This is a genomic window from Bradyrhizobium sp. CCBAU 051011, assembly GCF_009930815.1.
GTDB lineage: Bacteria > Pseudomonadota > Alphaproteobacteria > Rhizobiales > Xanthobacteraceae > Bradyrhizobium.
Window position 1 is genome coordinate 3,782,953 of sequence record NZ_CP022222.1, and the last position, 25,628, is coordinate 3,808,580.

Annotated in this window: 24 protein-coding genes; 7 read left to right on the plus strand and 17 right to left on the minus strand. The window is 63.0% G+C overall.

Annotation, left to right across the window (positions count from 1 at the left end; genetic code table 11):
- Positions 1-2: 2 nt before the first annotated feature.
- The 8 genes from ACH79_RS17885 to ACH79_RS17920 all read right to left on the minus strand — a co-directional run bounded on the left by ACH79_RS17885 (position 3) and on the right by ACH79_RS17920 (position 11,213).
- A complete protein-coding gene (locus ACH79_RS17885) occupies positions 3-2,900 on the minus strand; it encodes a flotillin family protein (RefSeq protein WP_161852170.1) in 2,898 nt (965 codons plus the stop codon).
- A gap of 24 nt (positions 2,901-2,924) precedes the next feature.
- Positions 2,925-3,758 carry a phosphoenolpyruvate hydrolase family protein gene (locus tag ACH79_RS17890; RefSeq protein ID WP_161852171.1) on the minus strand — a complete coding sequence of 278 codons (834 nt, stop codon included), beginning with the start codon at positions 3,756-3,758 and terminating at the stop codon, positions 2,925-2,927.
- A 2-nt stretch (positions 3,759-3,760) separates the two neighbouring features.
- Positions 3,761-5,998, minus strand: coding sequence for an ABC transporter permease (locus tag ACH79_RS17895; RefSeq protein ID WP_161852172.1), 2,238 nt, complete (start codon positions 5,996-5,998; stop codon positions 3,761-3,763).
- Entirely contained in the window at positions 5,991-6,773 is a 783-nt protein-coding gene (locus ACH79_RS17900; RefSeq protein WP_161852173.1) for an ABC transporter ATP-binding protein, read from the minus strand. Before ACH79_RS17900 ends, ACH79_RS17895 begins: the two co-directional genes overlap by 8 nt.
- Complete coding sequence (locus ACH79_RS17905; protein ID WP_161852174.1) at positions 6,766-7,851, minus strand: branched-chain amino acid ABC transporter permease; 1,086 nt, start codon at positions 7,849-7,851, stop codon at positions 6,766-6,768. The genes ACH79_RS17900 and ACH79_RS17905 overlap by 8 nt, the downstream gene beginning before the upstream one ends.
- 1 nt (position 7,852) lies before the next feature.
- Positions 7,853-8,863, minus strand: coding sequence for a branched-chain amino acid ABC transporter permease (locus ACH79_RS17910; RefSeq protein ID WP_161852175.1), 1,011 nt, complete (start codon positions 8,861-8,863; stop codon positions 7,853-7,855).
- 130 nt (positions 8,864-8,993) lie between these two features.
- Positions 8,994-9,821 (minus strand): AraC family transcriptional regulator, encoded by an 828-nt coding sequence (locus tag ACH79_RS17915; protein ID WP_161852176.1) that lies wholly within the window; start codon positions 9,819-9,821, stop codon positions 8,994-8,996.
- A gap of 141 nt (positions 9,822-9,962) precedes the next feature.
- A complete protein-coding gene (locus ACH79_RS17920; protein ID WP_161852177.1) occupies positions 9,963-11,213 on the minus strand; it encodes an ABC transporter substrate-binding protein in 1,251 nt (416 codons plus the stop codon).
- A gap of 325 nt (positions 11,214-11,538) precedes the next feature.
- Here ACH79_RS17920 and ACH79_RS17925 point away from each other — a divergent pair, with 325 nt between their 5' ends.
- Positions 11,539-12,390: a DUF2066 domain-containing protein gene (locus ACH79_RS17925; protein WP_246738582.1), complete on the plus strand. Its 852-nt coding sequence runs from the start codon at positions 11,539-11,541 to the stop codon at positions 12,388-12,390.
- Between the two features lie 43 nt (positions 12,391-12,433).
- Here ACH79_RS17925 and ACH79_RS43000 read toward each other — a convergent pair whose 3' ends face one another.
- The 4 genes from ACH79_RS43000 to ACH79_RS17935 form a co-directional block, all read right to left on the minus strand.
- A complete protein-coding gene (locus ACH79_RS43000; protein WP_202639262.1) occupies positions 12,434-12,619 on the minus strand; it encodes a hypothetical protein in 186 nt (61 codons plus the stop codon).
- A 3-nt stretch (positions 12,620-12,622) separates the two neighbouring features.
- The gene (locus ACH79_RS17930) at positions 12,623-13,387 is read right to left on the minus strand and encodes an MATE family efflux transporter (RefSeq protein ID WP_246738583.1); all 765 of its coding nucleotides are present in this window, start codon (positions 13,385-13,387) and stop codon (positions 12,623-12,625) included.
- Positions 13,350-13,793, minus strand: a complete 444-nt coding sequence (locus ACH79_RS44000) for an MATE family efflux transporter (RefSeq protein WP_246738584.1) — start codon at positions 13,791-13,793, stop codon at positions 13,350-13,352. Before ACH79_RS44000 ends, ACH79_RS17930 begins: the two co-directional genes overlap by 38 nt.
- A gap of 77 nt (positions 13,794-13,870) precedes the next feature.
- Positions 13,871-14,872 (minus strand): alpha/beta fold hydrolase, encoded by a 1,002-nt coding sequence (locus ACH79_RS17935; RefSeq protein WP_161856422.1) that lies wholly within the window; start codon positions 14,870-14,872, stop codon positions 13,871-13,873.
- A gap of 245 nt (positions 14,873-15,117) precedes the next feature.
- On the opposite strand from ACH79_RS17935, the gene ACH79_RS17940 reads away from it, so the two are divergent.
- Positions 15,118-15,759 carry a TetR/AcrR family transcriptional regulator gene (locus ACH79_RS17940; RefSeq protein ID WP_161852179.1) on the plus strand — a complete coding sequence of 214 codons (642 nt, stop codon included), beginning with the start codon at positions 15,118-15,120 and terminating at the stop codon, positions 15,757-15,759.
- Positions 15,760-15,859: 100 nt separating this feature from the next.
- Here ACH79_RS17940 and ACH79_RS17945 read toward each other — a convergent pair whose 3' ends face one another.
- The 4 genes from ACH79_RS17945 to ACH79_RS17960 all read right to left on the minus strand — a co-directional run bounded on the left by ACH79_RS17945 (position 15,860) and on the right by ACH79_RS17960 (position 19,885).
- Positions 15,860-16,834, minus strand: coding sequence for a TRAP transporter substrate-binding protein (locus tag ACH79_RS17945; protein ID WP_246738585.1), 975 nt, complete (start codon positions 16,832-16,834; stop codon positions 15,860-15,862).
- A gap of 13 nt (positions 16,835-16,847) precedes the next feature.
- Positions 16,848-18,155, minus strand: a complete 1,308-nt coding sequence (locus ACH79_RS17950) for a TRAP transporter large permease (RefSeq protein ID WP_161852180.1) — start codon at positions 18,153-18,155, stop codon at positions 16,848-16,850.
- Between the two features lies 1 nt (position 18,156).
- Complete coding sequence (locus ACH79_RS17955) at positions 18,157-18,702, minus strand: TRAP transporter small permease (protein WP_161852181.1); 546 nt, start codon at positions 18,700-18,702, stop codon at positions 18,157-18,159.
- 499 nt (positions 18,703-19,201) lie between these two features.
- The gene (locus ACH79_RS17960) at positions 19,202-19,885 is read right to left on the minus strand and encodes a helix-turn-helix domain-containing protein (RefSeq protein ID WP_161852182.1); all 684 of its coding nucleotides are present in this window, start codon (positions 19,883-19,885) and stop codon (positions 19,202-19,204) included.
- Between ACH79_RS17960 and ACH79_RS17965 the strand changes: the two genes are divergently transcribed.
- From ACH79_RS17965 to ACH79_RS17975, 3 genes are all read left to right on the plus strand, one after another.
- A complete protein-coding gene (locus ACH79_RS17965) occupies positions 19,884-21,989 on the plus strand; it encodes an ABC transporter substrate binding protein (protein WP_161852183.1) in 2,106 nt (701 codons plus the stop codon). The two genes, ACH79_RS17960 and ACH79_RS17965, sit on opposite strands and share 2 nt — an antisense overlap.
- Positions 21,990-21,998: 9 nt before the next feature.
- Positions 21,999-22,610, plus strand: coding sequence for a response regulator transcription factor (locus ACH79_RS17970; protein ID WP_161852184.1), 612 nt, complete (start codon positions 21,999-22,001; stop codon positions 22,608-22,610).
- Between the two features lie 185 nt (positions 22,611-22,795).
- On the plus strand, positions 22,796-23,167 hold the full coding sequence (locus tag ACH79_RS17975; RefSeq protein ID WP_371419422.1) for a response regulator transcription factor: 372 nt from the start codon (positions 22,796-22,798) through the stop codon (positions 23,165-23,167).
- 166 nt (positions 23,168-23,333) lie between these two features.
- Here ACH79_RS17975 and ACH79_RS17980 read toward each other — a convergent pair whose 3' ends face one another.
- Positions 23,334-23,786: a hypothetical protein gene (locus tag ACH79_RS17980; protein ID WP_161852186.1), complete on the minus strand. Its 453-nt coding sequence runs from the start codon at positions 23,784-23,786 to the stop codon at positions 23,334-23,336.
- Between the two features lie 157 nt (positions 23,787-23,943).
- Here ACH79_RS17980 and ACH79_RS17985 point away from each other — a divergent pair, with 157 nt between their 5' ends.
- Together ACH79_RS17985 and ACH79_RS17990 are read left to right on the plus strand one after the other, a co-directional pair.
- Complete coding sequence (locus ACH79_RS17985) at positions 23,944-24,399, plus strand: hypothetical protein (protein ID WP_161852187.1); 456 nt, start codon at positions 23,944-23,946, stop codon at positions 24,397-24,399.
- A complete protein-coding gene (locus ACH79_RS17990; RefSeq protein WP_161852188.1) occupies positions 24,392-25,624 on the plus strand; it encodes an HlyD family secretion protein in 1,233 nt (410 codons plus the stop codon). Before ACH79_RS17985 ends, ACH79_RS17990 begins: the two co-directional genes overlap by 8 nt.
- Positions 25,625-25,628 lie beyond the last annotated feature (4 nt).

Consider the following 25,628-nt stretch of genomic DNA (forward strand, 5'->3'; position numbering starts at 1 on the left):
TCTTACCCTTTCTTGCGCGGTCCGCGTTCGGCGGCCGGCGCGCCGGTGGCGTCGGGGGCTGGGGGTGCATCGGGCTTGCTCGGGCCGGCCTTGCGCGCCGATTCCTTGATGCCCTGCATGTCGCGCGCTTCGCGAATGAGGCCGGGCATCTTGGCGAGGCTGCCGCCCTCGACGCCGATGTCGGAGAGAATCGAGTCGATCAGCGGCGCCTGCACGCGATAACGCAGCGCCGAGTCGATCACCTCGTCGGTGGCGCTGCGGCCGCCACCACCGCCCGTGCCATTGCCGTTCAGGCCGTCGACACTGAGAATCCGGATGCCCTCGATCTTTTCCATCGGTTTGACGCTCTCGCGCACGATGCCCTCGATGCGGTCGAGCAGCTTGCGGCGGAACAGCGAGTAGCGCGCCTGGTCGGTGAGCACGTTTTCGGCTTCGTTGAGCAGCCGTTGCGCCTCGGCCTCGACGGCGGCGCGCACGCGCTCGGCTTCGGCCGCGATCCTTGTTTCCTCGGCTTGCTTCTCTGCAAGCAGCACCTCGATGGTCTTGCGCCGCTTGGCGATCTCGCTTTCGCGGGCGGTGACGACGCGCTCGGCCGCCTCGGTCGCCCCCACGCGTGCATCCTCGGCTGCCACCTTGGCGGCGGATTCCTCCAGCGACTTCTGATAGAGGGCGATCGCCTTTTCCATCAGCGCCGTTTCGACTTCCTTCTCGCGATCGACTTCCAGTTTGCGCAGGTCGCGCTCGCGGCCGATGCGCGCTTCGTCGAGGCCACGGTCAGAGGCGATGCGGGCGCGCTCGACTTCCTCGCGGGAGGCGATCTCGGCTTCCTGCAGCGCCTGGACGCGGGCGACTTCGAGCTGTTCGATCGCGCGCCGGCGGGAAAGCCGGGCCGCTTCGAGCGCCTGTTCGCGCGAGACATCTGTTGTCTCGACTTCCTTGCGCGCGATGATCTCGGCCTGCTTGACCTGACGGTCGGCGTCGATCCGCTCGGAGCGCTTGGCAGCGAGCGCAATCACGCGCTCCTCGTCGGCGATCTCAACCGCTCTCTTCTGGTCGATATTGAGCACCTCGCGCGTCCTGGACGAGGCGATACGCTCGGCCTCCAGCGCCAGTTCGACCTCGACGCGCCGCCGTTCGATCGCATCGCGCCGCTTGAGTTCGGCGGTCTCAATGGATTCGGTGCGCTCGATCTCCAGTCCCCGTGTTTCCTTCTCGGCCCGGATGCGCTGGGCGGCGATTACCTTCTCCTGGGCAATGCGCGCGGCCTCGATGGCTTCGCGCGAGGCGATGTCAGCTTCCTCGATCGTGCGGTTGCGCGCGATTTCGAGCGAGCGAACACGCTCTTCCTGGGCAATACGTGAGGCTTCCGTTGCCTCGCGCGCGGTGATCCCTGCGACTTCCAGCGCCTGGTTGCGTTCGATTTCCAGCTTGCGGGTGGAGTGCTCGGCGCCGATCCGCTCCGCGGCCAGCGTCCGCTCTCGCGCAATCCGTGCCGCTTCCACCGCCTTCTGCGCCTCGATCTCTGCTTCCTGAATGATGCGAACCTGCGCAATCTCCAGCGAGCGGGTGCGCTCATCGGAGGCGATGCGCTCGACGTTGACGATCGTGGTCTGGGCGATGCGCGCCTTCTCGGTCGCCTCGCGCGCCGCGATTTCGGCTTCCTCGACCGCGCGGGTGCGTTCGATCTCGCGCCTGCGGGTTTCCTCCTCATTGGCGATCCGCGCGTCGGTGATGACGCGATCCTGCTGGATGCGCGCCTTCTCGACGGCTTCGCGTGCGGTGATCTCGGCTTCCTCGACCGATCGCGTGCGTTCGATGTCACGTTGCCGAACCTCGCGCTCGGAGGCGATGCGGGCGGTATCGACCGCGCGCTGGTTGGCAATTTTGGCCTTTTCGATTTCCTCGCGCGCGAGTAGTTCCTTTTCCTCGACTGCGCGCGTCCGCTCGATCTCGCGGTGTCTTGTTTCCCGCTCGGAGGCGATGCGGGCTTCGGCGATCGCAAGCTCGTTGGCGATGCGGGCCTTCTCGATCGCCTCGCGGGCGGAAATCTGCGCCTGTTCGGCCTCGGTCTCGCGCAATGCGCGTTCGCGCGCCACTTCCGTGCGCTGCAGCGCGCGGCGCATCTCGATGTCACGTTCCTGTTCGAGGCGGGCGGTCTCGCTTTCGCGCTCGATCTCCAGTGCCTGCCGTTCGGCTTCGAGGTTGCGGGAGCGGATCTTGATCATCGAATCCTGTTCGATGTCGTTGCGCAGCTTGCGCCTGGCCTCGATGTCCTCCATCAGGCGGGTCAGACCCTCGGCGTCGAACCGGTTCGACGGATTGAAATATTCCAGGTCGGTCTGGTCGAGGTCGGTGATGGCGACGGATTCGAGCTCAAGTCCATTCTGGGCCAGCGCCTCGGCGGCGGCGGCCTTGACGCGGGCGACATATTCGCCGCGTTGCTCGTGCATCTGCTCCATGGTCATTTCCGCGGCGACCGAGCGGATTGCCGAAACGAATTTACCGGACAGCAAAGCGTGCAACTGCTCGGGTTCGAGCGTGCGCCTTCCGAGCGTGGCCGCGGCAATCGCGACCGCCTCGCGGGTCGGCTGCACCCGCACATAGAAATCGGCCTCGATGTCGATGCGCATGCGGTCGCGGGTGATGACGGCGTCATGCTTGGACCGCACGATGCCCATCGGCAGCACGTTCATGTTGACGGGCGTATAGTCGTGAATGAACGGCAGCACGAAGGCGCCGCCGTTGATCACGACGCGTTCGCCCAACAGACCGGTGCGGACGAAGGACACCTCCTTCGACGAACGGTGGTAGAGCCAGTTCACGATATAGACGACGATGGCGATCACGACGATCGCAACAATCAGCCAGAGGATCAACTCGCCAACCAGAGTCCCCGACATCTTCTCCTCCCTTTGGTCTCGGCGTTATCGCGCGCCGATCGCCTTGAATTTACGAACCTGTTCCGTGAGCGCCCGCTCCACCGGCAGGCGCTCCATCGAGGAGGCACCGTAGAAGCCGTGGCACTTGCGCGTGTGTTTCATGATGAAGTCGGCATCATCTGGCTCGGCGATGGGGCCGCCATGGGCCAGCACGAGTATGTCCGGATTGACGCTGAGCGCCGCCGATGCCCAGGTGTCGATCTGTTCCGGACAGTCTTCGAGCTTCGGCGCGGTGTGCGCCCCGATCGCGCCGCCGGTGGTCAGGCCGAGATGGCAGACGATGATGTCGGCGCCCGCGATCGCCATCGCGGTCGCCTGGCTCTCGCTGAACACATAGGGTGTGGTCAGCATGTCCTTGTCGCGCGCCTTGGCGATCATGTCGATCTCCAGCGCGTACGACATGCCGGTCTCTTCGAGATTGGCGCGAAACACGCCGTCAATCAGCCCGACGGTCGGAAAGTTCTGCACGCCGGCAAAGCCCAGCGCCTTGAGCTGATCGAGGAAGGTATCCATGTCGCGGAACGGGTCCGTGCCGTTGACGCCGGCCAGCACTGGCGTCCTGGTCACGACCGGGAGCACCTCGCCGGCCATCTCCACCACGATGGCATTGGCGTCGCCGTAAGGCATCAGGCCGGCGAGAGAGCCGCGTCCGGCCATGCGGTAGCGACCGGAATTGTAGATGACGATCAGGTCGACGCCGCCGGCCTCCTCGCATTTGGCTGATAGCCCCGTGCCGGCGCCGCCGCCGACGATCGGCTCGCCCTTGGCGGCCATGGTGCGGAACTTCTTCAGGATGGCTGAACGTTCGAATTTCGCCATGGTCACCTCGCGACTTTCCGACGTGTCCCCGGGCGTCCGACCAGAGGGCGGAGCGCGTTGACGATGGCGGATGCAAATTCGGGCTCGTTGATGTGGCGCTTGATGCGGATGAGCTGGCGGTTGCCGGTCTGGCGTACGCTGCGTTCCAGCGCGGTAAACAGCGCCGCATCCGCCTCCGGATCCCAGAACGGCTGGCCCGGTGCATCGAGTGCGGAGACGCCGCCTTCGGGGAGAAAGAAACGTACCGGCCCGTCCATGCGGTTGAGCTTGTCGCCGATCCAGCGCCCCATCCGGTCGTTCTCTTCCGGCGTGGTGCGCATCAAGGTCACCTGCGGATTGTGAACGTGGAATTTGCGCTGGCGATAGCGATCGGGAATGGTGTCGGGCCCGCCGAAATTGACCATGTCGAGCGCGCCGACCGAGCCGATGAAGGGCAGGCGGCTGCGGATGATCGCACCAAAGCGGTCGTCGGTGGCGGGGAATACGCCGCCCATCAGGAGATCGCAGACTTCCGTCGTCGTGAGATCGACGACGGCGGCGAGCATTCCGGAATCGACCAGCTTCTCCATCGAGCGGCCGCCGACGCCGGTGGCGTGGAAGACGAGGCATTCGAAATCGTTGCGCAGGTCGGCCGCGATCTTCTGCACGGCCGGCGTCGTCACGCCGAACATGGTGATGCCGATAGCCGGCAGATCGGCCTGCGCCCTGCGCTCATTCGCGGCCTGATTGTCGAGACGCGCCTTCACCATGCCGGCGATGGCGTTGGCGCCGTTGGCGAGAACGGCGCGCGAGATCGAGTTGAGGCCCTGCACGTCGGTGACCGAATACATCATGGTGATATCGGCAGGGCCTACATAGGGTCCGACATCTCCCGATGCGACCGACGAGATGATGAGCTTTGGCACGCCGACGGGAAGGGCGCGCATGCCTGGCGCGACCAGCGAGGCGCCGCCGGAGCCGCCCGCTGAAATAATGCCGGCGACATTGCCCTGACGGCGCAGCCAGTTGGCGAAGGCATCCGCCATCGCGGAGACCGACGCGCCGCGATCGGCGCCGAACACGCTCGACCCGCCACGCCCATGGTTGAGCGCGATTTCCTGCGCGGAGACGTCGCAGGTGGAGAGCTTGCCGCTGGTGGAGACGTCGACCAGGCGCGTCCGCAAGCCCTGACCGGCGATCACGTCGCGGATAAAGCGTAGCTCTTCGCCCTTGGTATCGAGCGTTCCGACGACGAGGACGACGGGTGGTCCGGACGCGCTTGGTACGATGGCGCCGGCCTGGCGCCTTTGCCGGGTGGCGTCTTCGATGCGCGTAACGCCTGCCGAAAGCGTGCGCGCTGCGCCCTCGATGCGCGCAATGGGGGCCGGCTGCGACCAACGTGTCGGCAAGGTGGGATTGGAGATATAGATCCGGACTGGCGCTGTGCTTGACGCGCGCGGCGGCACGGGACGCGCCTTGGCCTCGGCGCTGGCATCGGCGGCGTCGATATCCGAGTCCGGCTCGGCATGGACTCCAACGACACCGACGCCAAGCAGGCGTTGCTGCAATTCGCGGTCGGCCGCCAGGCGCGCGGAGTCGATGATGCGGTTGACGCGGCCATTGACCATGATGGCCACATTTTTGGAGATCGCGGTGGCGACGCCGATATTCTGCTCGATCACCAGTACCGACATGTCGCCGTCTTCGCCGAGGCGCACCAGCATGTCCTCGACCTGGGCGACGATGACAGGCGCCAGCCCTTCGGTCGGCTCGTCCATGATGAGAAGCTGCGGATTGGTGAGAAGCGCGCGAGAGATCGCCAGCATCTGCTGCTCGCCGCCGGAGAGCTGGCCGCCGCCATGGTCCTTGCGCTCGGCAAGGCGGGGAAATGTTTCGTAGATGCGATCGATGGTCCAGGCGCCGCGGCGCATGCTGGCTGCCAATCGCAAGTGTTCGTCGACGCTGAGCGACCGCCACAACCGACGTCCCTGCGGCACATAGCCGACGCCCGCTTGCGCGATCCGCGCCGGGCTGAGGCGGGTGATGTCCTCGCCGCGGACGCGGACCGAACCGCCGCTCGCCCGCAGCAGACCCATGATGGTCTTGCACAGCGTGGTCTTGCCCATGCCGTTACGGCCGACCACCGAGAACACGCCGGAATCCAGCGTCAGGTCGACGCCTTGCAGCGCATGCGAATGGCCGTAATAGACATCAAGGCCCCTGACTTCGAGCGCGGGTGCGGAGCGGCGGACCTCACTCATGGCCGGCCCCCAGATAGAGTTCCTGCACCTCCGGGTCGGCCTCGATCTCGTGCGGCAGACCCTCCTTGAAGACGCGGCCGTTGTGCATCATCGTGACGCTTTCGACGACGCGCAGCGCGACATCCATGTCGTGCTCGATGATGATGTAGCCGATGTGGGCGGGCAGCGACGTCAGGATTTCGATCAGCTCGCGCCGCTCGGTGGGGGAGAGGCCCGCGGCCGGTTCGTCGAACAGGATGAAACGCGGGGCGCCGGCGAGTGCGAGCGCGATCTCGAGCTGCCGCTGCTGGCCGTGCGCGAGTTCCGCGACGCGCTGCTCCCTGACCGCTGTCAGGTGCACGGCCTGGATCAGGGCTTCAGTCGCATGCATGAGGGCGTCGTTCGTGCCCGGACGCAGTACGGAAAATCGTCCGCGGGAAACGCCGCGGCAGGCTAGATAGACATTGTCCCGCACCGTGAGGCCGGGGAATAGCGCTGAAATCTGGTAGGTGCGGCGGAGGCCGCGCCTGATCCGCTCATAGGGCGGGAAGTGGGTAATGTCCTCGCCGAAGAAGCGGATGGTGCCGGATGACGGCGGAAAATCACCGGTCACGCAATTGAACAGCGTGGTCTTGCCGGCGCCGTTGGAGCCGAGCACGGCGCGGCGTTCGCCCGGGCGAACCGTGATGGTGACGTCGGTCAGTGCCGCGAGCGCGCCGAACAGCCGCGTCACGCCGCGCAGTTCCAGCGCAGCGCCGGCAGCCACCGATGAAAAGCGTGGCGCGGCGTTATCCATGCGGCTTCCCTCCGCCCGGACGAGCGTCAGTGGCAGCGCGGCGGCGCCAGCGCCAGCGCTCCCACAGTCCGATCACGCCATCCGACGACCAGAACACGATGGCGAGGAAGCCGAGCCCGATCAGCAGCCGGAAGCGGTTGCCGTCGAGACCGAACTTGACCAGCAGATCGAGCGCGAAGGTGCGCAGGATGACGAAGATGAAGGCGCCGATATAGGGGCCGACGGGACGGCTGATGCCGCCGACCACGGCAATAATCAGGATGTCGATGCAGGCGCCGACGCTGACCGAGCCGGGCGAGATCTGCCGGTAGTTCCAGACCTGCAGGACGCCGCCGAGTGCGGCGATGAAGGCCGCGAACGCGTAGGCTGCCACGCGGTGCGCGTTGACATTGAAACCGAGCGCCGCCATGCGGCGGGGATTGTCGCGCACGCCCTGCAGCGCGAGGCCGAACGGCGCGAGCGAGACATATTGAACGGCGAAATAGCAGAGCGCCGCGACGACGAGCGTGACGTAGTAGAAGGGGATGTCGGAACGCCAGTCGACGCCCCAGAATTTCGGCGTCGCGACCGTGTTGATGCCGGTATGGCCGCCGAAGATCGCCCAGTTCTGGTTGGTGAAATAGTAGAAGGCCGCGCCGATCGCGAGGGTGATCATGATGGTGTAGATGCCCTCGGTGCGCACCGCGAGCGCGCCGCCGAGCGTGCCGAAGGCGGTCGCGAGCACCAGCGCCATCGGCGTTGCCAGCCACCACGGCCAACCGAGGCTGATATTGGTGTTGGCGCTCATGCCGAACACCGCGACCATATAGGCGGCAAAGCCGGCGACGGTGAGCTGCATCAGACTGACCATGCCGCCATAGCCAGCGAGGAACATCAGGCTGAGGGCGATAGTCCCGAGGATCATCGTCGTGGCGAAGATCTCGATCAGGAAGAACCCGTTGGCGATGAACGGCATGATCAGCAGGATCACGCCGACCAGCCAGACAGTCGGCTTGTTGAATTCCGGCCATGCCAGCAAGGCTGCGCGCGCCGCTGCCGGCTGACTGATCTGAGGTTGGGCGCCCTGGATCAGCGACATGTCAGCGCCTCGCCAGAAGGCCCTGCGGCCGCAGCGCCAGCACCAGCACCATGATGAGGAAGGTCACTACGATCGCGTAGGTCGGGATGTAGACGGAGCCAAGCTGTTCGGCGAGACCGATGATGACGGCGCCCAGCGCAGCTCCCGGGATTGATCCCATGCCCCCGACGATCACGACGACGAGCGACGCCAGCAGAAAGCGGGTGTCCTCGCCCGGCGAGATCGACTGGAACGTGCCGCCGACGACGCCCGCGATGCCGGCAAGCCCGGCGCCCAGCGCGAACACGGCCACGAAGACGAGCTGGATCGGCACGCCGGTGGCGGCGAGCATGTCGCGGTCATCGACACCGGCGCGCACCATCATGCCGACGCGGGTCCGGTTGAGCGCCAGCCACATCGCGATGCCGATCACGACGGCCGCGACGAAGATCACGAGCCGCACCAGCGGATAGCGCAGATACACCGCCTCGCCGGAGGATCTGACCGCGGTGACCAGCGGCAATTCGACCGGGCCGACCAGCCAGCTCGGGGTCTGGATCTGATAGAAATCGCCGCCGAATGCCCACAGCATCAGATCGGCAAACACGATCGAGAGCCCGATCGTGACCATGGTCTGGCGCAGATCCTGCCCTTCCATGCGGCGGAAGACCACGATTTGCAGCACGATGCCGACCAGGGCGACACCGAGAAACGCGATGATGAAGCCGAGGATCCAGGAGCCGGTCCAGGCGCTGATGGCGTAACCGATGTAGCCGCCGAACAGATAGAGCGAGCCATGCGCCAGATTGACGTTGCGCATCAGCCCGAAGATCAGCGTGAAGCCGCTCGCGACCAGGAAGTAGAGGCCGCCGAGCGTGATGCCGTTGAAGACGGCGTTGAGAAAGACCCGCTTCCTGCCGAATGCCTCTTCGAGGCCGGGTGGCCAGACGGCAAGGATTAGCCACAACAGCACCGCGACCGCGACAAGTGCGATCAGCGCCCATGCCGGATGGCGTTCGATGAATCTTGTCACGGTAGCAGCGCGGCCGTCACCATGCCGTCCTCCCAGACGCCGCGGCCGTTTCGGCTCGCGTTTTGGGACCATCCTAATGGGGCCGCGGACCTTGCACTTGATTGTCAGTATCTTTTCGCGCGCTCTGCGCTCAGGGGCGCAACACTTTGGCGGCGCGGCGGTATTCCGTCGGCGCCATTCCGACATTGGCGGCGAAGAAACGGGTGAAACCGCTTTGGGAGGAGAAGCCGAGATCGAAACCGATATCGGCGATCGGCACCTCGGTCGCGACGAGCGCGTCCAGCGCCTGTTCCATGATCAGTGTATTGAGATAGAGGTTCGGGGTGACGCCGGTCTGGGTGCGGAACAGCCGGTAGAAGTGCGGGCGCGACAGCCCGGACGCCCGCGCGATCGAATCCAGCTCGATCTCCGCGCCCGGGCTTTCGGACATCAGCTTGATGGATTTGCGGACGCGAAAGTCGGTGATGGCGCTGGCGGTGCGCGTCTCCTGCACCGGCTCGGAACTCTGCCAGCTCTCGTCATAGCAACCGTCGATCAACTGCCTGAGTTCGCAATCCAGACTGCTCAGCGACGGTGCGCCGCAGACCAGCGCCGCGGTTCGCCTGATATGCCTGTCGAGGGCGACCGTGCGCTTGAAGCAGGTGTGGCCGAACCGCAGGCCGTGAGCCCGCGCCGCGTCGGGCGCGAACCATTCGGCGTTGACGTAGAGCACGAAGAAGATCGCGCCGTTCTCCACATCGGTCGGGACAAAATTGTGTGGTTCCCAGGGGTTGATGGCAACAATGGAATCTTCTGCGAGAAGCCATCGCTCATCGCACACATCAATGCGCGCCGGCGTTCCACCGACATGAAAGATCAGGTGCCCTTCACGATGCGCGTGCATGTTGAAGGGGCGGTTCAACTGATAGACCGTCGCGCGACCGAACCGGCCGTGGAAGACGGCGAGAGCCTTGCTCATGCCTTCCCTCCCGCGGGATGTTCTTGTCTTTTCAACCAGCGTTCAACATCCGCCGCGAGAATGCAAGGGAAGATCATGTCCAGGTTCGGGCCCGAGTGGACCCCGGCGCCTGACCGGGGCCCGTTCGCAAATGCGAAGAACTCAGTACTTCTTGCACTCCGGAACCGTTCGGCTCGGCAACCCGATCTTGGAGAACACCGCGGGGTCGTAGCCGAGCGTCTGGTTGACGTTCGGGATCACCTTCACGACCTTGCTGAACAAGGCGCCCTTGCCGTCATCCACCACTTCGGTGACGAAATTGGTGCCGATGGCCTGGCGGTTGGAGTCGAGCTTGATCTTGCCGTTGGGCGCGTCGAGCTCGATCTTGGCCAGCGCTTCTCTGTATTTCGCCTGGTTGTTGCTGAGATCGCCGTTGACCTGACGCAGCGCGAGGATCAGCGCCGCCGTCGAGTTGTAGTAGTTGGTGGCAAGCAGTGACGGGCTTGGGAACCGCTTGTTCGGTGGGAACGCGTCCTGATAGGCCTTCACGAACTTCTGCCAACCCGGATCTTCCCAGGTATCGGCCTGGCCGCTCGCGGCAATGGTGCCGATCAGCGCATTCTTGGCGTTGCCCTTGGCCGAAAGAATGGTCTGGTCGACCATGATCGAGCCGCCCATCAGACGAGCCTTGCCGCCGGCCTGCTGGTATTGGTTCAGGAAATTGACGGCGTCGGCGCCGCCGAGGCCGAGATAGATCGCATCGACATCGTCGGGAAGAGCAGCAATGACGGAGGCGAAATCCTTCGTTCCGAGCGGCACCCATTGCCGGTTCGTGACCTGTCCGCCGGCGCCGCAGAACTCCAGCACAAGTCCGAACACCTGGGTGTAGATGAACGAATAGTCGTCGCCGACCGTCGCTATTTTTTTATAGCCTTTGGTTTCATAGGCGTATTTGCCGAGGCCGACCTGCCATTGGGCGCCGTCCATGTTGTAGCGGTAGAAGTTCGGCGCCGGGTCGACATAAGTCGTCTCCTGTGCGCCGGAAGCGGCGTTGATGAAGGTTAGCTCCGGACGCGTCTTGGCAAAGTTCTTGACCGCGATGCCTTCGTCGCCGGACAGGGGTGAAAGCAGGATCTGGACCTTGTCCTGTTCGATCAGCTTGCGTACGGCACGAACCGCGGAATCGGGCGTGGCATCCGTCGAGGCGATGATGAATTCGATTTCCTTGTCGCCGACCTTCTTGCCGAGCGTGTTGATCGCCGTCTGATGTCCGCGTATGCCGTCCTCGCCGAGCACGGTATAGGTACCTTCGAGTGTCGCGGTAACGCCGACCTTGATTTTCTCTTGGGCTATGGCGGCGCCGGAAAGCAACAGGCTGCTCAGCGCGACCAGTCCCGCACAGCTTTTAAACATCGAACCCCTCCCTTGTATCGCCGGTTTTTCTATCGTCAGGTCGTTCCAAACTCGCCATGCCGTGGATGACCGATTGCTTGATCGTGCAGCCGGAATGCATGGCGAGCGGGACCGCCGGGCGAAAACTAGCTGATGACGAGGGCGACGCGCGCAGCTTCACCTGCCACAACTTGACCGGTAGTCTCATTTTGCATGTTGCGCCGCGACGAGGTTTGCAGTGATAGAAGGCGGCGATTGAAGATGGCGGAGCGCAAAGACGACGCAATAAGTCCCTGATTTTGCTGGCAAGCCATGCTGTTTGGAAGTTGGCGTTTCCGCAGAACGAATGCCCAAGAACAAACACATGACCGAAAAGAACAACATTCCCGAACGGAACCGCGAGATAGTCAGGACATCTCTTGCAGCCGCCTTGATCTGGTGCGCCGGCAGCATGGCCGCCGTGGGCGCCGAGCTTTATCGCACGAAGGTCACTGCGACGGGGCAGGGCGAAGCAAACCGCATCGCCGGCTTTGCGACATGTCTGGAAGACGTCCTCATCAAGGTATCCGGCGCGCAGAAGCTCGCCGGCGACCGGCGGTTGGCGGCCTACAAGTCGAAAGCAAAGGATTTCGTCACGACATTCAGCTATCGCGACCAGTTTTTGGGCAAGCCGATCCGCGACGAGCAGGGCACCCGCGATCGGCCCTACGACCTGACGGTCGATTTTGAGGAAAGCAAGATCGACGAGCTTCTCAAGAAGCTCGGCCTCAAGCCCTGGCTGTCACGCCGTCCGGTGCTCGCGGTCTTTGTCGCGATGGAGCAGGGCCCAAGGAACTACATCGTGACCATAGATGGAACCCAGTCCGACCTGCAGCGCGACGTGTTGCTCGCCGCGGCAGACAAGCGCGGCATGCTGATCGTGTTGCCCGGCGCGGCGGCATTGACGAAATCGAACATCACTGGCGAGACACTCGGGACGACGCCGTTGTCGGCGCTTGCGCCTGTTGCAGCCGAGCAGGACGCGGAGGCCAACCTGACCGGGCGACTGGTCTGGGATGATCGGCAGCTCGGCTGGGCCACGCAGTGGCAGATCGATTGGGCCGGCCGGACGCACCGCTGGCAGGTCCGCGGCGTCACATTCGATGAAGCCTTCCGGCGTGGCATCGGCGGCGCGGCTGAAGTTTTGTCCGGGCAGTAGCGGCGAAAGCAGCCGGCTGCGTCAGGATGATCCGTGTCGGGGATTATTTCGAGGTCTGACCGGCCGGCCCCCAGCCGCGGAGCCAAAGTGCAGATGCGACGATGCCGCCGGAAATCAGCGAGCCTGCGGCGACCACGATGAAGAGCTCACGTAAACCTCCGCCAAGTCCGGCAACGACGATCCAGCCCAGCCCCGCCGCGACGAGCAGCCGGACGGTCCCTCCGATCACCGGTCACATCACGCGGCCCGCCCCTTGGCCTGCGAAATAGAGCAGCATCCCGAGACCGGCTACACCGTAAAATGGTGCGACGATGCGGAAATAGGTCGAGCCGGCGGCAAGAACCTCGGGCTCGGTGCTGAACAGCGACAGCCAGGCGTGTGGAAATATTGTCACGACAAGTCCGAGCAGTTCGGTGACACCGGCTGCAAATAACGCGGCAATCCATGCGATGCGCTCCGCCCTTCCGATCTGGCCCGCTCCGATGTTCACGCCGACCATGGTGAGCGCCGCGCTGCCCAGCGCGAACAGCAGCGGAATCTGGATGTAATCGAGGCGCGACGCGATCCCGTAGCCTGCGATGGCGTCAGTGCCGAACAGCCCGACGGCGCCGGTGACCAGAACGACGGTCAGATTGGACTGGATGGTGCCGACGGCCGACAACCCGCCGACGCCGAGGATATCACCGAGCAGCCGCCACTTGACGAGGCGTATATCGAAAGGCAGGCGCAGCGAGGTCCGGGCCGAGCGCATGTAGGCGATCAGCACGAGCGCGCCGACGAGATAGTAGACGATAACGGCAATGCCGGCCCCCGTCACGCCGAGCCGCGGAAACGGCCCCCAGCCGAAGATCAAGGCCGGCGAAAGCGGAAGCAGCACGAACACGCCTAGCAGAATGACGGCAGCCGGCGCGACCGTGTTGCCGGCGCCGCGAAGCGCCGCCGCCAGAAGGCTGACAAATTCAGACCAGGGCCGCGCCGAAGAAGATGACGTGGCCATATTCGAGCGCCGCGTCGAGCGCTCCGGCCTGGCCGCCGAGCAGCCGGTAGACAGCCTCGCCAAACAGCCATTCCGCACCGGCAAAGACCATTCCGAATATAATGGCGAGAACGAGCGCGTTCAGCGCAAGTGCTTCGGCTTCGGCCACCTTGCCGGCGCCGATCGCGCGCGCGATGGCTGACGCGACGCCGCCGCCGATGCCGCCGTTCGACATCATCTGCATCAGCATGAAGATGGGAAACACCAGCGTGACGCCCGCCAGGGCTTCCGTGCCGAGGAAGCTGACGAAATAGGTCTCCGCGATCCCGACAAAGGTTTGCACGATCATGACCACGAGGGTCGGCAAAGCGAGTTTCAGGAGCGTCGGCAGGATCGGGCCGTCGAGCATCGCCTTCTTGACGTTCACCGCGTCGTTTTCTTTCCGGCTGCCGGCTATGGCCACCGGTCGGGGTAGGAACGGTTGTTGGGAGGGCAGAGTTGTCATCAGCGCCTCGGCAGGTCTCGAATGAATTCCACCAGCGCGGCGCTGACCTCGTTCGGTCGCTCCTGCTGGGTCCAGTGGCCACAGCCGGGGAGCATCTGAATCTTGCGCAGGCCGGGAACGAAATTCTTCTGGTTGGCCAGCAACTGGTCCGTTCCGGGAAAGGAAAGCAGGAAGTCGCGATCGCCTGCGATGTAGAGCGCCGGGACGGACACCTGCAGGCCGGCAATCGCGCCGGTGATTTCCCAGTTGCGATCGATGTTGCGGTAGTAGTTGAGCGCGCCCCGGAAGCCGGTTCGCTTGAACTCCTCGCCGTAAAAGTCGATGTCGCTTTCGCCGAGCCAGGATGGCAGGGTTTTGGGCGCGCCGGGTCCTTGCAGAAATCCGCCGCCCTTCGGCACCATGCCGAGGCTCAGTGCAGGTCCGCCGGCGGCGACGGCTGCGCGAGCTGCAGCTACGCCATCGCCGGACGCGCCGAACAGCATGTTGCGAATAGTCGCGCGCGGATCGCGTCCCAGCTCCGCCTCGGCAGGACCCGGCTCCATGAAATAGAGCTGATAGAATTGCGCAGTCTCCGTGCGCGGCATGAGGCTGGTCGGCGGCGCCTTGCCGCGCGGGCGGAACGGGACGCTGAGCGCGGCGACTGCCCAGAAGCGGTCGGGCCGCATCAGGGCCGCCTGCCAGGCGATGCTGGCACCCCAGTCGTGACCGACGATGACGGCCGTCGCCGCGCCCAGGGCATCGAGAATGCCGACCATGTCGCCGACGAGGTGCAGGATCGTGTACTGATCGATCGCCTGCGGCGCGTCGCTCTTGCCGTAACCGCGCAAGTCGGGCGCGACGACACGGAAGCCGGCGGCGGCCAGCGCGTCGATCTGATGCCGCCAGGAGAACCAGGATTCGGGAAAACCGTGCACCAGCAGCACCAGCGGTCCTTCGCCCTGTTCAGCGATGTTGAGGCGGATGCCGTTGCATTCGATGATCCGTTGCGTCGTGTTGCTCATTTTTCGGTCTGGCTCCGAAGTTGCTGCGAATGCATTTGCCGAGATCGCGTCAGGCGCGATCCGGAATGCGAGCGGCGCCAATGCCATGGCCAATAGCTGGCGTCTGTTCATGATGTTTCCTCCGACTAGGCCTCCGCAGCGATTCACGGCGCCTTTACCGCATCGGTCGCCTCTGGTACTGTATGGTACCATAAGATTCGATATAAGGTACCATCTGGTACCAAGTCAAGCAGGAATTGATACCGATGAGTCCAAGGGTGAAGCCGCGCGAGGAGGAAGCCGACGGCGCCGCCGTCCGGAAGAGGATTCTCGGCGCGGCTTTTTCGGCGTTCATGGAAGGCGGCTACGCGCAGACCAGCACGCTGGAGATCGCGACGCGCGCGCGCGTCTCGAAACGCGAGCTCTATTCGCTGTTCGGCAACAAGGAAGCGATGCTGGTCGCTTGCATCACCGAACGCGCCCAACGGTTGAAAGCGCCGGCCGATCTGCCCGAACTACGCGACAGGGAAACGCTGGCCAACGTTCTTATCGGATTTGGAACGAAGCTTCTGACGGAAACGACCGATCCGGTTGTCGTCGCCGTGTTCCGGCTGGCGATATCGGAAACCGTGCATGCCCCGAGGGTCGCGGAAGTGCTGGAATCGATCGCGCGCGGGCCTACGCGCGATTCACTCTGCGAGATCATGGCCAAGGCCAGGTCAGCGGGGCTTTGCGATGGCGATCCCGACACGATGACCGAACAATTTCTGGGGCTGCTCTGGGGTGACCTGATGACAGGCCTGTTGCTTCAGGCGGCCGATCGCCCGAGCAACGGCGAAATCGCGCGCCGGGCTAGAGAGGCAACGATGGGTGTTCTCCACCTCCATCCGGGTGACTCGAGTCGATGAGTGGAGGCCGAAGTTTAATCTCGCTCGCCAACGTCGCCGCAAAAAGAATAGCGTCCGGCGATCGACGCCGGACGCTACAAGCGCACAATAAAAAAGGGCTTTACTTCTTATACGTGGCGATCACGGCCTCGCCATCGGCGCCGGCCTTCTTGAGCCAATCGGCCGTCAACTGCTCGCCGATCTTCTCCAGGCCGGACTTCAGTGCCGGAGGCGGCGGCAGCACCTTCATCTTGTTGGCCTGAAGCTGTTCGAGATACCATTTTGCCTTTTCTTCCGCGAGCTTCCAGCCGCGCTCTTCGGCGACCGCCGCCGCCTTCAGGATCGCGTCCTGGGTCGGCTTGTCGAGTGCGTCGAACGCCGCCTTGTTCACGAAGGTGACGTTCTTCGGAATCCAGGCCTGCGTATCGTAGAAGTGGGTCATGGTTTCCCAGGACTTGCTGTCGTAGCCGGTCGAGCCCGAGGTCATGAACGCGTTCACGACGCCGGTGGCCAGCGCCTGCGGCAGTTCTGCGGCCTGGATGGTGACCGGCTGGGCGCCGACAAGCTCGGCGATGCGCGAGGTGCCGACGTTATAGGCGCGCCACTTCAGGCCTTTCATATCCTCAACCGTGTTGAGATCCTTCTTGGCGTAAATGCCTTGCGGTCCCCACGGCACCGCGAACAGAAGCATCAAGCCTTGCGAGGCGAGCTTCTTTTCGATCGCGGGTTTCGACGCGAGCCACAGCTTCTTGGCTGCCGGGTAGCTCGTCGACAGGAAGGGGATGACGTCGATGCCGAACATCGGATCTTCGTTTTCGTGCAGCGAGATCAGAACCTCGCCCGCCTGCGCCTGGCCGGTCGCGACCGCGCGCTTGATTTCCGGCGCCTTGAACAGCGATGCCGCGGGATGCACGGTGATCTGCAGCTTGTTGCCGGTGGCATCGGCAACGTCCTTGGCAAATGCGATCAGGTTCACCGAATGCGGATTGTCCGCCGGATAGGCCGCGGGGAGATTCCATTTTGTCTGCGCCATTGCGGGAGCGGCAAGCGCCGCGACGCAGGCGGCCATTGCGCAGGTCTTTATAAGTTTGAACATGACAAATACCTCTCTAGCCAGGGAACGCTATCCGCGGCAGCAGCATCACGATATCAGGAAAAACCGTGATGATGGCAACCGCCAGAACGAGTAAAAAGAAGAACGGCAGGGCGGCCTTGGCGACCGTGTTGGAATCCTTGCCGCTCATGGTCTGCAGGACGAACAGGTTGAAGCCGACGGGCGGAGAGACTTCCGCCATTTCAACCACCAGCACCAGGAAAATGCCGAACCAGATCAGATCGAACCCGGCCTGCTTCACCATCGGAATGACGATGGCGGTGGTCAGCACGATCATGGAGATGCCATCGAGCGCCGCGCCGAGCACGATGTACATGACGGTGAGCGCCGCGATCAGCGCATAGGGGCTGAGCTGGAGGCTGTTCACCCAGTTCGCGAGCGCCAAGGGGATGCCGGTATAGGCCATCGACGTGCCCATGTAGGAGGCGCCCGCCAGGATCAGCAGGATCATACAGTTGACCCGCGTCGCGCCCATGACGCTCGCCCAGAACGATTGCCAGGTCAGCGCGCCTTGCCACCATGCGATCGCGAGTGCCCCCAATACTCCCCAGGCTGCGCATTCCGTCGCCGTCGCCCAGCCCATCAGCAACGACAGAAAAACGAAGACGATCAGCAGCAGACAAGGAATAAGATTGAGCGATTCTGAGATGCGCCTGCGAAGGCTCATGGGCGGATCGGCCGGCGGCGTGCGGTTCGGATTGGCGAGCGACCACACTGCGATGTAGCCGGAATAGAGCGCCATCACCAACAGGCCCGGCAGAAATCCGGCGAGGAAAACCTGGATGATGGAGACGTTCGCCTGCACGGCGTAGACCACCATGGTGATCGACGGCGGGATCAGAATGCCGAGCGTTCCCGCACCGGCCAGAGAGCCGAGGCTCAGGTTTTCGTCATAGCCGCGCTTCTTCAATTCCGGCAGGGCGATCTTGGCCACCGTGGCGCAGGTCGCGGCTGACGATCCCGACACCGAACCGAACACGCCGCAGGCGAGTACATTGACATGCATGAGTCGGCCCGGCAGCCAGTTCAGCCACGGCGCAAATCCGCGAAACATTTCCTCCGACAGGCGCGTTCGGAATAGAATCTCGCCCATCCAGATGAAGAGCGGCAACGCGGCGAGTGACCACGACGCACTGTTGCCCCACACCGTTGTCGCAAGCACGCTGCCGGCCGGAATGGCGCCGCCGGCGAATTGCATGCCGGCCCATCCCGTCGCCATCAAGGCGACGCCGATCCAGACGCCGGCACCGAGCAGCAGCGCAAGAAATCCGAGCAGGATGGCGGCGATGGAGAGCAGCTCCATGTCAGACCCCGCTCTGCATGGCGCGCTCGACGATTTCCTCAGCGCTCCGCGGTTTCGGCAATTCGTAGCGCGGCGCAAAGCCGCGCAGGACATGGACCAGCTCGTCCACAAACGCGATAAAGAGAATCACCAGGCCGCCGCTGTAGCCGAGTTGCGGAATCCACAGCGGCACCGCAATGACGCCTTGCGAAATGTCGGAAAATTTAAGCGATTGCCAGGTCATGATCGCGGCATGCCACGCGAAAAAGCCGATGAAGCCGACGCCGATCAGAAGCGCTGCGATCTCGACATAATGGCGGACATTGTCGCTGAGACGGTCGATCAGCAGGCCGACGCGGATCATCTCGCCGTGCTTGAACGTGTGCGCGAGCCCAAGGAAGGCGGTTGCCGCCATGCACCATGAGATGAAATCATCGCCCGCCGGAATATTGATACCGAGCGGCCGGCCGCCCGACAGCAGCAGCATCAGCACAAAAATTGCAATGAGGAAGAGGCCGGCGAGATAGCCGGAGAGAAGATAGAGTCGATCAAGAAACACGCGGATCATATTTAGGTCCTTACCCCCTCGCACGCTTATCGCCGGGAAGCAATAGACGTACCAATTCCCGTGGCCGTTCCCTTCCAGAAGGGCGGGCCGATTTTGGCCGGGCCGAAAGCAGCTGGCTGAAAATCAGTCCCCAGAAGGGGTAGGTTTCCGGAGTTGCGCGAGGACGTCAAGGCGGGAGGGGCAAATCCTGCGGATGCGGGTAGGATACGTCGCGACGGCGCTAGTCACCTTGGGGGGCCGTTTCTTCGCTCTCACTTCGTGCGAGTTGCGCCGGAGGTGCCCCACTTCTTCCTTCCGTTTCCGCTTGGCTTGCCGAACCGTAGTTTGCGGGTTGCGGCGCTTTCAGGATGTGAACGCGAGATGCACAACCTGTGGGTCGTGGTCCCAGCGAGTTAGCCGAACTTTGTCCTGATGTTCGGATAGTCCACCGCGGTGCTGTTCGAGGTTCTGCTCAAGAGGATCGAGCATCTCGGCGCGATTGCCGCTCTGGGGATGTTCTTCAGTGTTGTAAATCGTAGCTAGCGAGCTTGTCCCGGTCGCGCAGAACGATTTGTCGCTGGCTTTTGCCGATGAAGCTGAGAACGCCGAGATCGTGCAGCCGCGACAGGGCGCGCGATATCGTCTCCAGCGTCAGCCCGAGATAGTCGGCGATGTCGCGCCGGCACATCGGCAGCGCGAGAATGCCTGCCGCCGTTGATCGGCGGTCCATCTCGATCAAGAATGCCGCGACGCGCTCCAGCGACGTTTTGCGTCCCAGTAGCAGCATGTGATCTTCGGCGTGCCGGAGATTGCTCGTCGTCATGCTGAGCAGATTGCGGGCCACCTTCGCATTGCTCTCGGCCACCAGCTCGAGGCTGCGCCGTTTCAGCAGGCGAACGGTGGTGTCGATGATTGCTTCGGCGGTAAAGCGATGCTCCGTCCCGATCTCGAGCCCGAAAATATCGCCGACGAGGTGGAAGGCGCCGATCTGACGGCGACCATCTGAGAGCAGTTTGTAGCTCCGTACGGCGCCGGCCGCGACCTGGTAAACATAGTCGGCCGGCTCCTTCTCGCCGAAGATTTCGGCACCCTTCTTGTAGCTGAATTCGTTCAAATTGATTCTGATCGGCGCCCCGCTTTTGGGGTCGTACTCTCCAAAAATGCCAGGGAATTCAGCAAAGCTGGTACTGACGCGGGCAAGCATGGACCATCTCCTCGATCGAACGAGCCGATCACGCAAGTGGTGGCCTCGATTTTTTTCTAACTGTAGAATGCGACGCTGCTGCCACATTCTGCGAAAATTGTTTCACAATGGGAGGCCATTCTCGCGATCAGCGGCCGGCGGTCCATTGTCCCTGAGGACAGGTCGGATGCGTCAATATGGCTGCCACGGATGCGATACTCTACGATTGCATACCGGGTGTTCGCGACCGCCGCCGGATGCTAGTTTTGCCCGTGCTAGATTCAGGGGCGCCATGGTCTGGATCATCGGGTGGATTGTAGGGCTGATCGCTTTGCTGGCACCGATTTGTGTCTCGGCACAGCAGGCGCGGCCGCATTCCGTCCTCGTGCTCGATCAATCGGATTTGCGCGGACCGTTCCATTATCAGCTTTGGTCGGGAATGCGCGGGGTGCTCGATGCCCGCGCCGGTGTGCGCGTGACGATCTACGGCGAGAACCTCGATCTGCCCCGCTTCGGCGGAGCCGCCTATACGGAAAGCCTGAAGCGGCATCTCAAGGAAAAATACCGGGATCGACCGATCGATGTCATCGTGGCAATGGGCAGGGGAATGCTCGAGCATACGTTGCGCTGGCGCGCAGAATTGTGGCCGGACACTCCCGTCGTATTCGCCATGCTGGACGAGAGTGATCTTGCGAAGCTCGAGGGGCAAGCGGGAGTAACGGGAGTCATTCTCAAGAATTCTCTGGCGGGGACCATCAAAGCCGCGCGGGCGGTGGTGCCCGACCTCGACACCGTTGCTCTGGTGGGGGATGCCTGGGAGCGGCAGGCTCTTTTCAGTCACTGGTCTGAGGAAATTCCCGCCGCAACATCCGGCTTGAACGTGATCGATATCGTTGGGCAGAAGATGTCCGACATCCGCAAACGGGTTTCCGAATTGCCGGAGCGGAGCGCCATCATCTATACAGGCGTGTTCTCGGACGGCGAGGGCACATTCTATCCCGCGGCGACTGCGTTCGGGATGATTGCCGAAAAGGCCAACCGCCCCATCATCGTCGGCGCCGAACCGCTTTTGGCCGTGGGGGGAATCGGAGGATATGTCCTGATCGCGACGGAGATCGGCGCGGAGGCCGCGAAAATCGCGCTGCGCATTCTCAACGGCGAACGCGCCGGAGAGATCTCTCCGGTAAGCGGCGGCGTGAAGCCGCTCTTCAACTGGCAGCAAATGCAGCGCTGGAATGTCAGCGAATCCAGCCTGCCCGAAAGCGGCGAAATTCGCTTCCGCGAGCAGACGTTCCTGGAGAGATATCGCTGGCAGAGCTTGGCCGTCGTGGCGGCGCTGTTGCTCCAGGCGGGGCTGATCACGTTCCTGCTGCATGAGCGGCACTTGCGGCGCGATGCCGAGGTGGAATCGCGCAATCGGATGTCCGAACTCGCTCACGTCAATCGGAATGCGACGGCTGGCGAATTGTCCTCCTCGATCGCGCACGAGCTCAATCAGCCATTGGGCTCGATCCTGACCAACGCCGAGACCGCCGAATTGATCCTGAAGTCGGATAATCCCGATCTCGGAGAAGTCAGGGAAATCCTCGCCGACATCAAACGCGATGATCAGCGCGCCGGCGAGGTGATCCGCCGGCTGCGCGCTTTCCTGAAGCGGACGCCATTCGAGACTCGAGAGATCGATCTCAACGAGATCATGAGCGAGACGTTCAAGTTCCTGTCGGTGCAGGCCTCGGTGCGCAATGTTGCCTTGTACCTGCAGACTGCACCGGGCGCGTTGCGCATCAAGGGCGATCCGGTTCAGTTGCAGCAGGTCGTGCTGAACCTGGTCGTCAACAGCATGGATGCCATGAGCGCAATGCCCTACGGCCGCACCGTGATAGGCCGCACGGAATTGAACGGCGGGTCCACGATAGAGATTTCGATTTCCGATTCCGGCCCCGGCATCCCTTCCGACAAGATCGGTCAGGTGTTCGACCCGTTCTTCACTACCAAGGACCAGGGCATGGGGATCGGGCTTTCCATCGCGCGCAGCATCATCCTGGCCCACAAGGGAAATATCTGGGCCGAGAATCAGAGCGGCGGTGGTGCGACGTTTCATTTCACGCTTCCATTGGCGGCATAGGAGTTGAGGTTGCAGGGGCACGTTCACGTCGTCGATGACGATGCTTCGTTCCGGACCGCGATCGAGCGACGTCTGAAACTCGCCGGCTATCAGGTCGCGACCTATCCGTCGGCGCAGCAACTGCTCGACTGCCTGCCGGATGACAACGAGCCCGGCTGTATCCTGCTCGACGTGCAGATACCCGGCCTGAGCGGCCCTGAATTGCAGGGACGCCTGAACGAACTCGGCTTGACGTTGCCGATCGTATTCCTGACCGGGCATGCCGACACGCCGACGACGGTGCGGACCATCAAGGCCGGCGCGGAAGACTTCCTCACCAAGCCGGTGGAATCAGAGCAGCTGCTCGGCGCCATTGAGCGAGCGATGGCGCGTCATGCCACCGTGCGCGATGAACGGTCCAGGCTGGGAGAGGTGCGAGCGCTGGCGACGGAACTGACGCCGCGCGAGCGGCAGGTGTTCGGCCTCGTCGTGCGCGGCAAGCTGAACAAGCAAATCGCTCATGAGCTCGGCACGACGGAGCGCACCATCAAGGCGCATCGCCATCAGGTGATGGAGAAGATGAAGGCGCGATCTTTGGCTGAACTGGTGACGCTGGCCGAGCGGCTCGGCGTGCTCAGCTGATACGTACGGAACCTGTCCGGAAGGACAGTGTGAAGTTCTTTGACAGGTAGTATCCTAGTCACCGATAAAACCCGAGAACCCCGGTGGTTGAATAGGCGGGAACCTTCGTCCATTCCAAAAGTTTAGCCGGGCAGCCTAGAGGCTATGCCGAGCGTTCCCGTAACAACTGAAAGCCGAGCAGCTTGTTGCAGCGCAAAGCCGTTTTTATCGTTGATGATGACCCCTCCATGCTGAAGGGCCTGCGCCGGCTGCTCGGGGTGCATGGTTTTGAAACTGTGCCGTTTGAAACAGCAGATGCCCTGAAGGATCATGACAATTTCGAACAGGCCTTCTGCCTCGTGCTCGATGTCAACCTGAGCGACGGATCGGGCATCGAGCTGCGCCATCAGTTGGCGGAAGCGGGCGTGAACGTGCCGGTCATCTATATCACCGGCAATGACAGCGACGCCACGCGCATGGCCGCCTTCGCCTCCGGGTGCATCGCTTACCTGACAAAGCCGTTTACCGCGACGTCGCTGATCGAGCCTATCCAGCGGGCTGCCGCCGCTGCTGCCTAGTTCATTCTTCGATCTTCTGCTCTCTCCGGTTCGCCGATCAGTGCAGAACTAGCTGCATCGCCGGCAATGCAGGTATTGGTGGGCGCCTGGTGAAAGGAATCCTGTGTTCCGGTCCATTGTCCTTGGATATGCGCAATGATTCCCGGTTCAATGGCGATCGGTCCCGCTAGCCGTCCCAGCTTATGGTGATGCTGATGTCGCCGGGCACGTCACCGGAAAAATCGACGATCTGATAGCGGATGCGATAGCCGCGCGGCTGCAGATAATCGCTCCAGAGCTGGAAGATCTCCTTGGGGATTCCGTTCAGCGTCTTTTCCCAGCCTTCTTCCATCTGGTTGATGGCTCGGCCGCGATCGCTGCACAGCGTATTCGGGAAACGGTAGAGCTGCACCTCCGTCAAGCCGTTGCGCACTGCACGGTGGATCACGGTCGAGGCGAGCTTGACCTTCTCATCCTCGGACAGACCCGACGGTCGGCTCAGCTTCTCGATCAGGGCATACTTCTCGGCTTCTGCCGCAGCCAGCCGCTTGACCATCTCGTCGGCCTTTTGCACCTCCTTCAGCGCCGCCTGCTTCTGGATTTCCTTCGCGCTGGGGATCAGGTCGTCGATCTTGGCCATGTACGTCGCTCCTGAATGACCGTTCACAGCATTGGGCGCTCAACGTTACGGCTGGCGCCGCGGAGCACTTCTTGATTCAGATCAAGCATTGGGAGACCATAGCTCCCACTCTGCGCAATGCGCAGTCTTCGGGCGACCTGACAGGGGAGTACGAGCTTTGAGCGAACAGATGCATCCGGCAGCGCCACACCATCTGCCGTTCTTTGTCCCTGGTCCGGACGGATCGGACACCCTGATGGTGGTGATGGGGATTTTCCTTGTGGCCGTCATCCTATGGGTCGGCACCCTGTACTGGAAATTGCATAGCCTGCCGGAGCGCATGGCGCACCGGACGCATAAGCTGCAGTTCGAGATCGTCGCCGTTCTCGGCTTGATCTCGCTCTTTACCCACATGCATATCTTCTGGATTGCGGGCCTGTTGCTCGCGATGATCGATCTGCCGGATTTCGGCACGCCGCTGCGCAGCATCGCGGGATCGGTCGAGCGTATTGCCGATGCGGCGCCTGGCCCGCCGCTTGACGAAGAAAAGTTCGAAAATGTCCCGGCGCAGGCCGACGGTCGTGGCGCCACAAAGGAAGCCGCCGCCAAGCAGGAGGTGCACACCCATGCTTGAGCTGATGATCTGCTCGCTTGTGACGATCCTGCCCGACTATCTCTATCGCCGCTATGCCCAGGGCAAACGGTTCGGCAAGGAGATCACGTTCTTTTCGGTCTGGTATGAACTGCGCTGGGGCATCACCGGCTGCCTGATGCTGACCATCGGGTTGATCACGATGATCTTCTACTACCATCCCTCGACGACATCGGCGGCGATCTACTTCCGCACGGTGCCGATCCTTCCCGAAGGCTCGGGCCGCGTTGCCGAGGTGAATGTCGGCTTCAGCGAGGCGGTGAAGAAGGGCGACGTCCTCTTCAGGCTTGATAGTTCGAAACAGCAGGCGGCCCTCGAGACGGCCAAGCGGAAGATTGCCGAGGTCGATGCGGCGTTGATGAGCGCGCGCTCCGATGTCGTCAAGGCGGAAGCTCAGATCGGCGAAGCGAAAGCCAACCACCAGCAGGCCAAGGACGAACTGGAGGTCAAGAGCGAGTTGCAGCGCCGCAATCCCGGCATCGTGCCGCAACGCGACATCGAGAAGCTGCAGGTGCTGGTCGATCAGCGGCAGTCCGGCGTCGATGCTGCGAATGCCGTCAAGGAGTCGGCGGTGTTGCGCGTCTCAACGCTGCTGCCCGCCGAGAAAGCGAGCGCCGAGGCCGCGATGGCGCAGGCGCAGGTCGACCTCGACAAGACCTACGTTCGAGCAGGCGTCGATGGTCGCGTGGAGCAATTCCTCGTGCGCACCGGCGACGTCGTCAATCAGTTGATGCGGCCGGCCGGAGTGTTGATTCCGGAAGGCGCAGGGCGGAGCGTGCTGCAGGCCGGGTTCGGCCAGATCGAGGCCCAGGTCATGAAACCGGGCATGGTCGCGGAAGCAACCTGCATCTCGAAACCCTGGGTGATTATTCCGCTCGTTGTTACCAGCGTGCAGGACTATATCGCCGCGGGCCAGTTCCGCTCCGGCGAACAACTGATCGATCCGCAGAGTCTGCGGCAGCCGGGTACGATCCTCGCCTTCCTGGAGCCGCTGTACAAGGGCGGTCTTGAAGGGGTCACGCCGGGCTCTAGCTGCATCGTCAATGCCTATACCAGCAATCACGACGTGATCGCCGACCCGAAGACCGGCGCGCTGAAAGGCTTCGCCCTGCATGCCGTCGATGCGACCGGCCTGGTGCATGCGCTTCTGCTGCGCATCCAGGCGCTGCTGCTGCCGGTCAAGACGCTGGTGCTGAGCGGTCACTGAGGGG

What these genes read in the sequence shown, in the direction of transcription:
- ACH79_RS17885 (WP_161852170.1), bottom strand. Translation starts at nt 2,900, where the DNA reads ATGTCGGGGACTCTGGTTGGCGAGTTGATCCTCTGGCTGATTGTTGCG.
- ACH79_RS17890 (WP_161852171.1), bottom strand. Translation starts at nt 3,758, where the DNA reads ATGGCGAAATTCGAACGTTCAGCCATCCTGAAGAAGTTCCGCACCATG.
- ACH79_RS17895 (WP_161852172.1), bottom strand. Translation starts at nt 5,998, where the DNA reads ATGAGTGAGGTCCGCCGCTCCGCACCCGCGCTCGAAGTCAGGGGCCTT.
- ACH79_RS17900 (WP_161852173.1), bottom strand. Translation starts at nt 6,773, where the DNA reads ATGGATAACGCCGCGCCACGCTTTTCATCGGTGGCTGCCGGCGCTGCG.
- ACH79_RS17905 (WP_161852174.1), bottom strand. Translation starts at nt 7,851, where the DNA reads ATGTCGCTGATCCAGGGCGCCCAACCTCAGATCAGTCAGCCGGCAGCG.
- ACH79_RS17915 (WP_161852176.1), bottom strand. Translation starts at nt 9,821, where the DNA reads ATGAGCAAGGCTCTCGCCGTCTTCCACGGCCGGTTCGGTCGCGCGACG.
- ACH79_RS17920 (WP_161852177.1), bottom strand. Translation starts at nt 11,213, where the DNA reads ATGTTTAAAAGCTGTGCGGGACTGGTCGCGCTGAGCAGCCTGTTGCTT.
- ACH79_RS17925 (WP_246738582.1), top strand. Translation starts at nt 11,539, where the DNA reads ATGCCCAAGAACAAACACATGACCGAAAAGAACAACATTCCCGAACGG.
- ACH79_RS17930 (WP_246738583.1), bottom strand. Translation starts at nt 13,387, where the DNA reads ATGGCCACGTCATCTTCTTCGGCGCGGCCCTGGTCTGAATTTGTCAGC.
- ACH79_RS17935 (WP_161856422.1), bottom strand. Translation starts at nt 14,872, where the DNA reads ATGAGCAACACGACGCAACGGATCATCGAATGCAACGGCATCCGCCTC.
- ACH79_RS17940 (WP_161852179.1), top strand. Translation starts at nt 15,118, where the DNA reads ATGAGTCCAAGGGTGAAGCCGCGCGAGGAGGAAGCCGACGGCGCCGCC.
- ACH79_RS17945 (WP_246738585.1), bottom strand. Translation starts at nt 16,834, where the DNA reads ATGTTCAAACTTATAAAGACCTGCGCAATGGCCGCCTGCGTCGCGGCG.
- ACH79_RS17950 (WP_161852180.1), bottom strand. Translation starts at nt 18,155, where the DNA reads ATGGAGCTGCTCTCCATCGCCGCCATCCTGCTCGGATTTCTTGCGCTG.
- ACH79_RS17955 (WP_161852181.1), bottom strand. Translation starts at nt 18,702, where the DNA reads ATGATCCGCGTGTTTCTTGATCGACTCTATCTTCTCTCCGGCTATCTC.
- ACH79_RS17965 (WP_161852183.1), top strand. Translation starts at nt 19,884, where the DNA reads ATGGACCATCTCCTCGATCGAACGAGCCGATCACGCAAGTGGTGGCCT.
- ACH79_RS17960 (WP_161852182.1), bottom strand. Translation starts at nt 19,885, where the DNA reads ATGCTTGCCCGCGTCAGTACCAGCTTTGCTGAATTCCCTGGCATTTTT.
- ACH79_RS17980 (WP_161852186.1), bottom strand. Translation starts at nt 23,786, where the DNA reads ATGGCCAAGATCGACGACCTGATCCCCAGCGCGAAGGAAATCCAGAAG.
- ACH79_RS17990 (WP_161852188.1), top strand. Translation starts at nt 24,392, where the DNA reads ATGCTTGAGCTGATGATCTGCTCGCTTGTGACGATCCTGCCCGACTAT.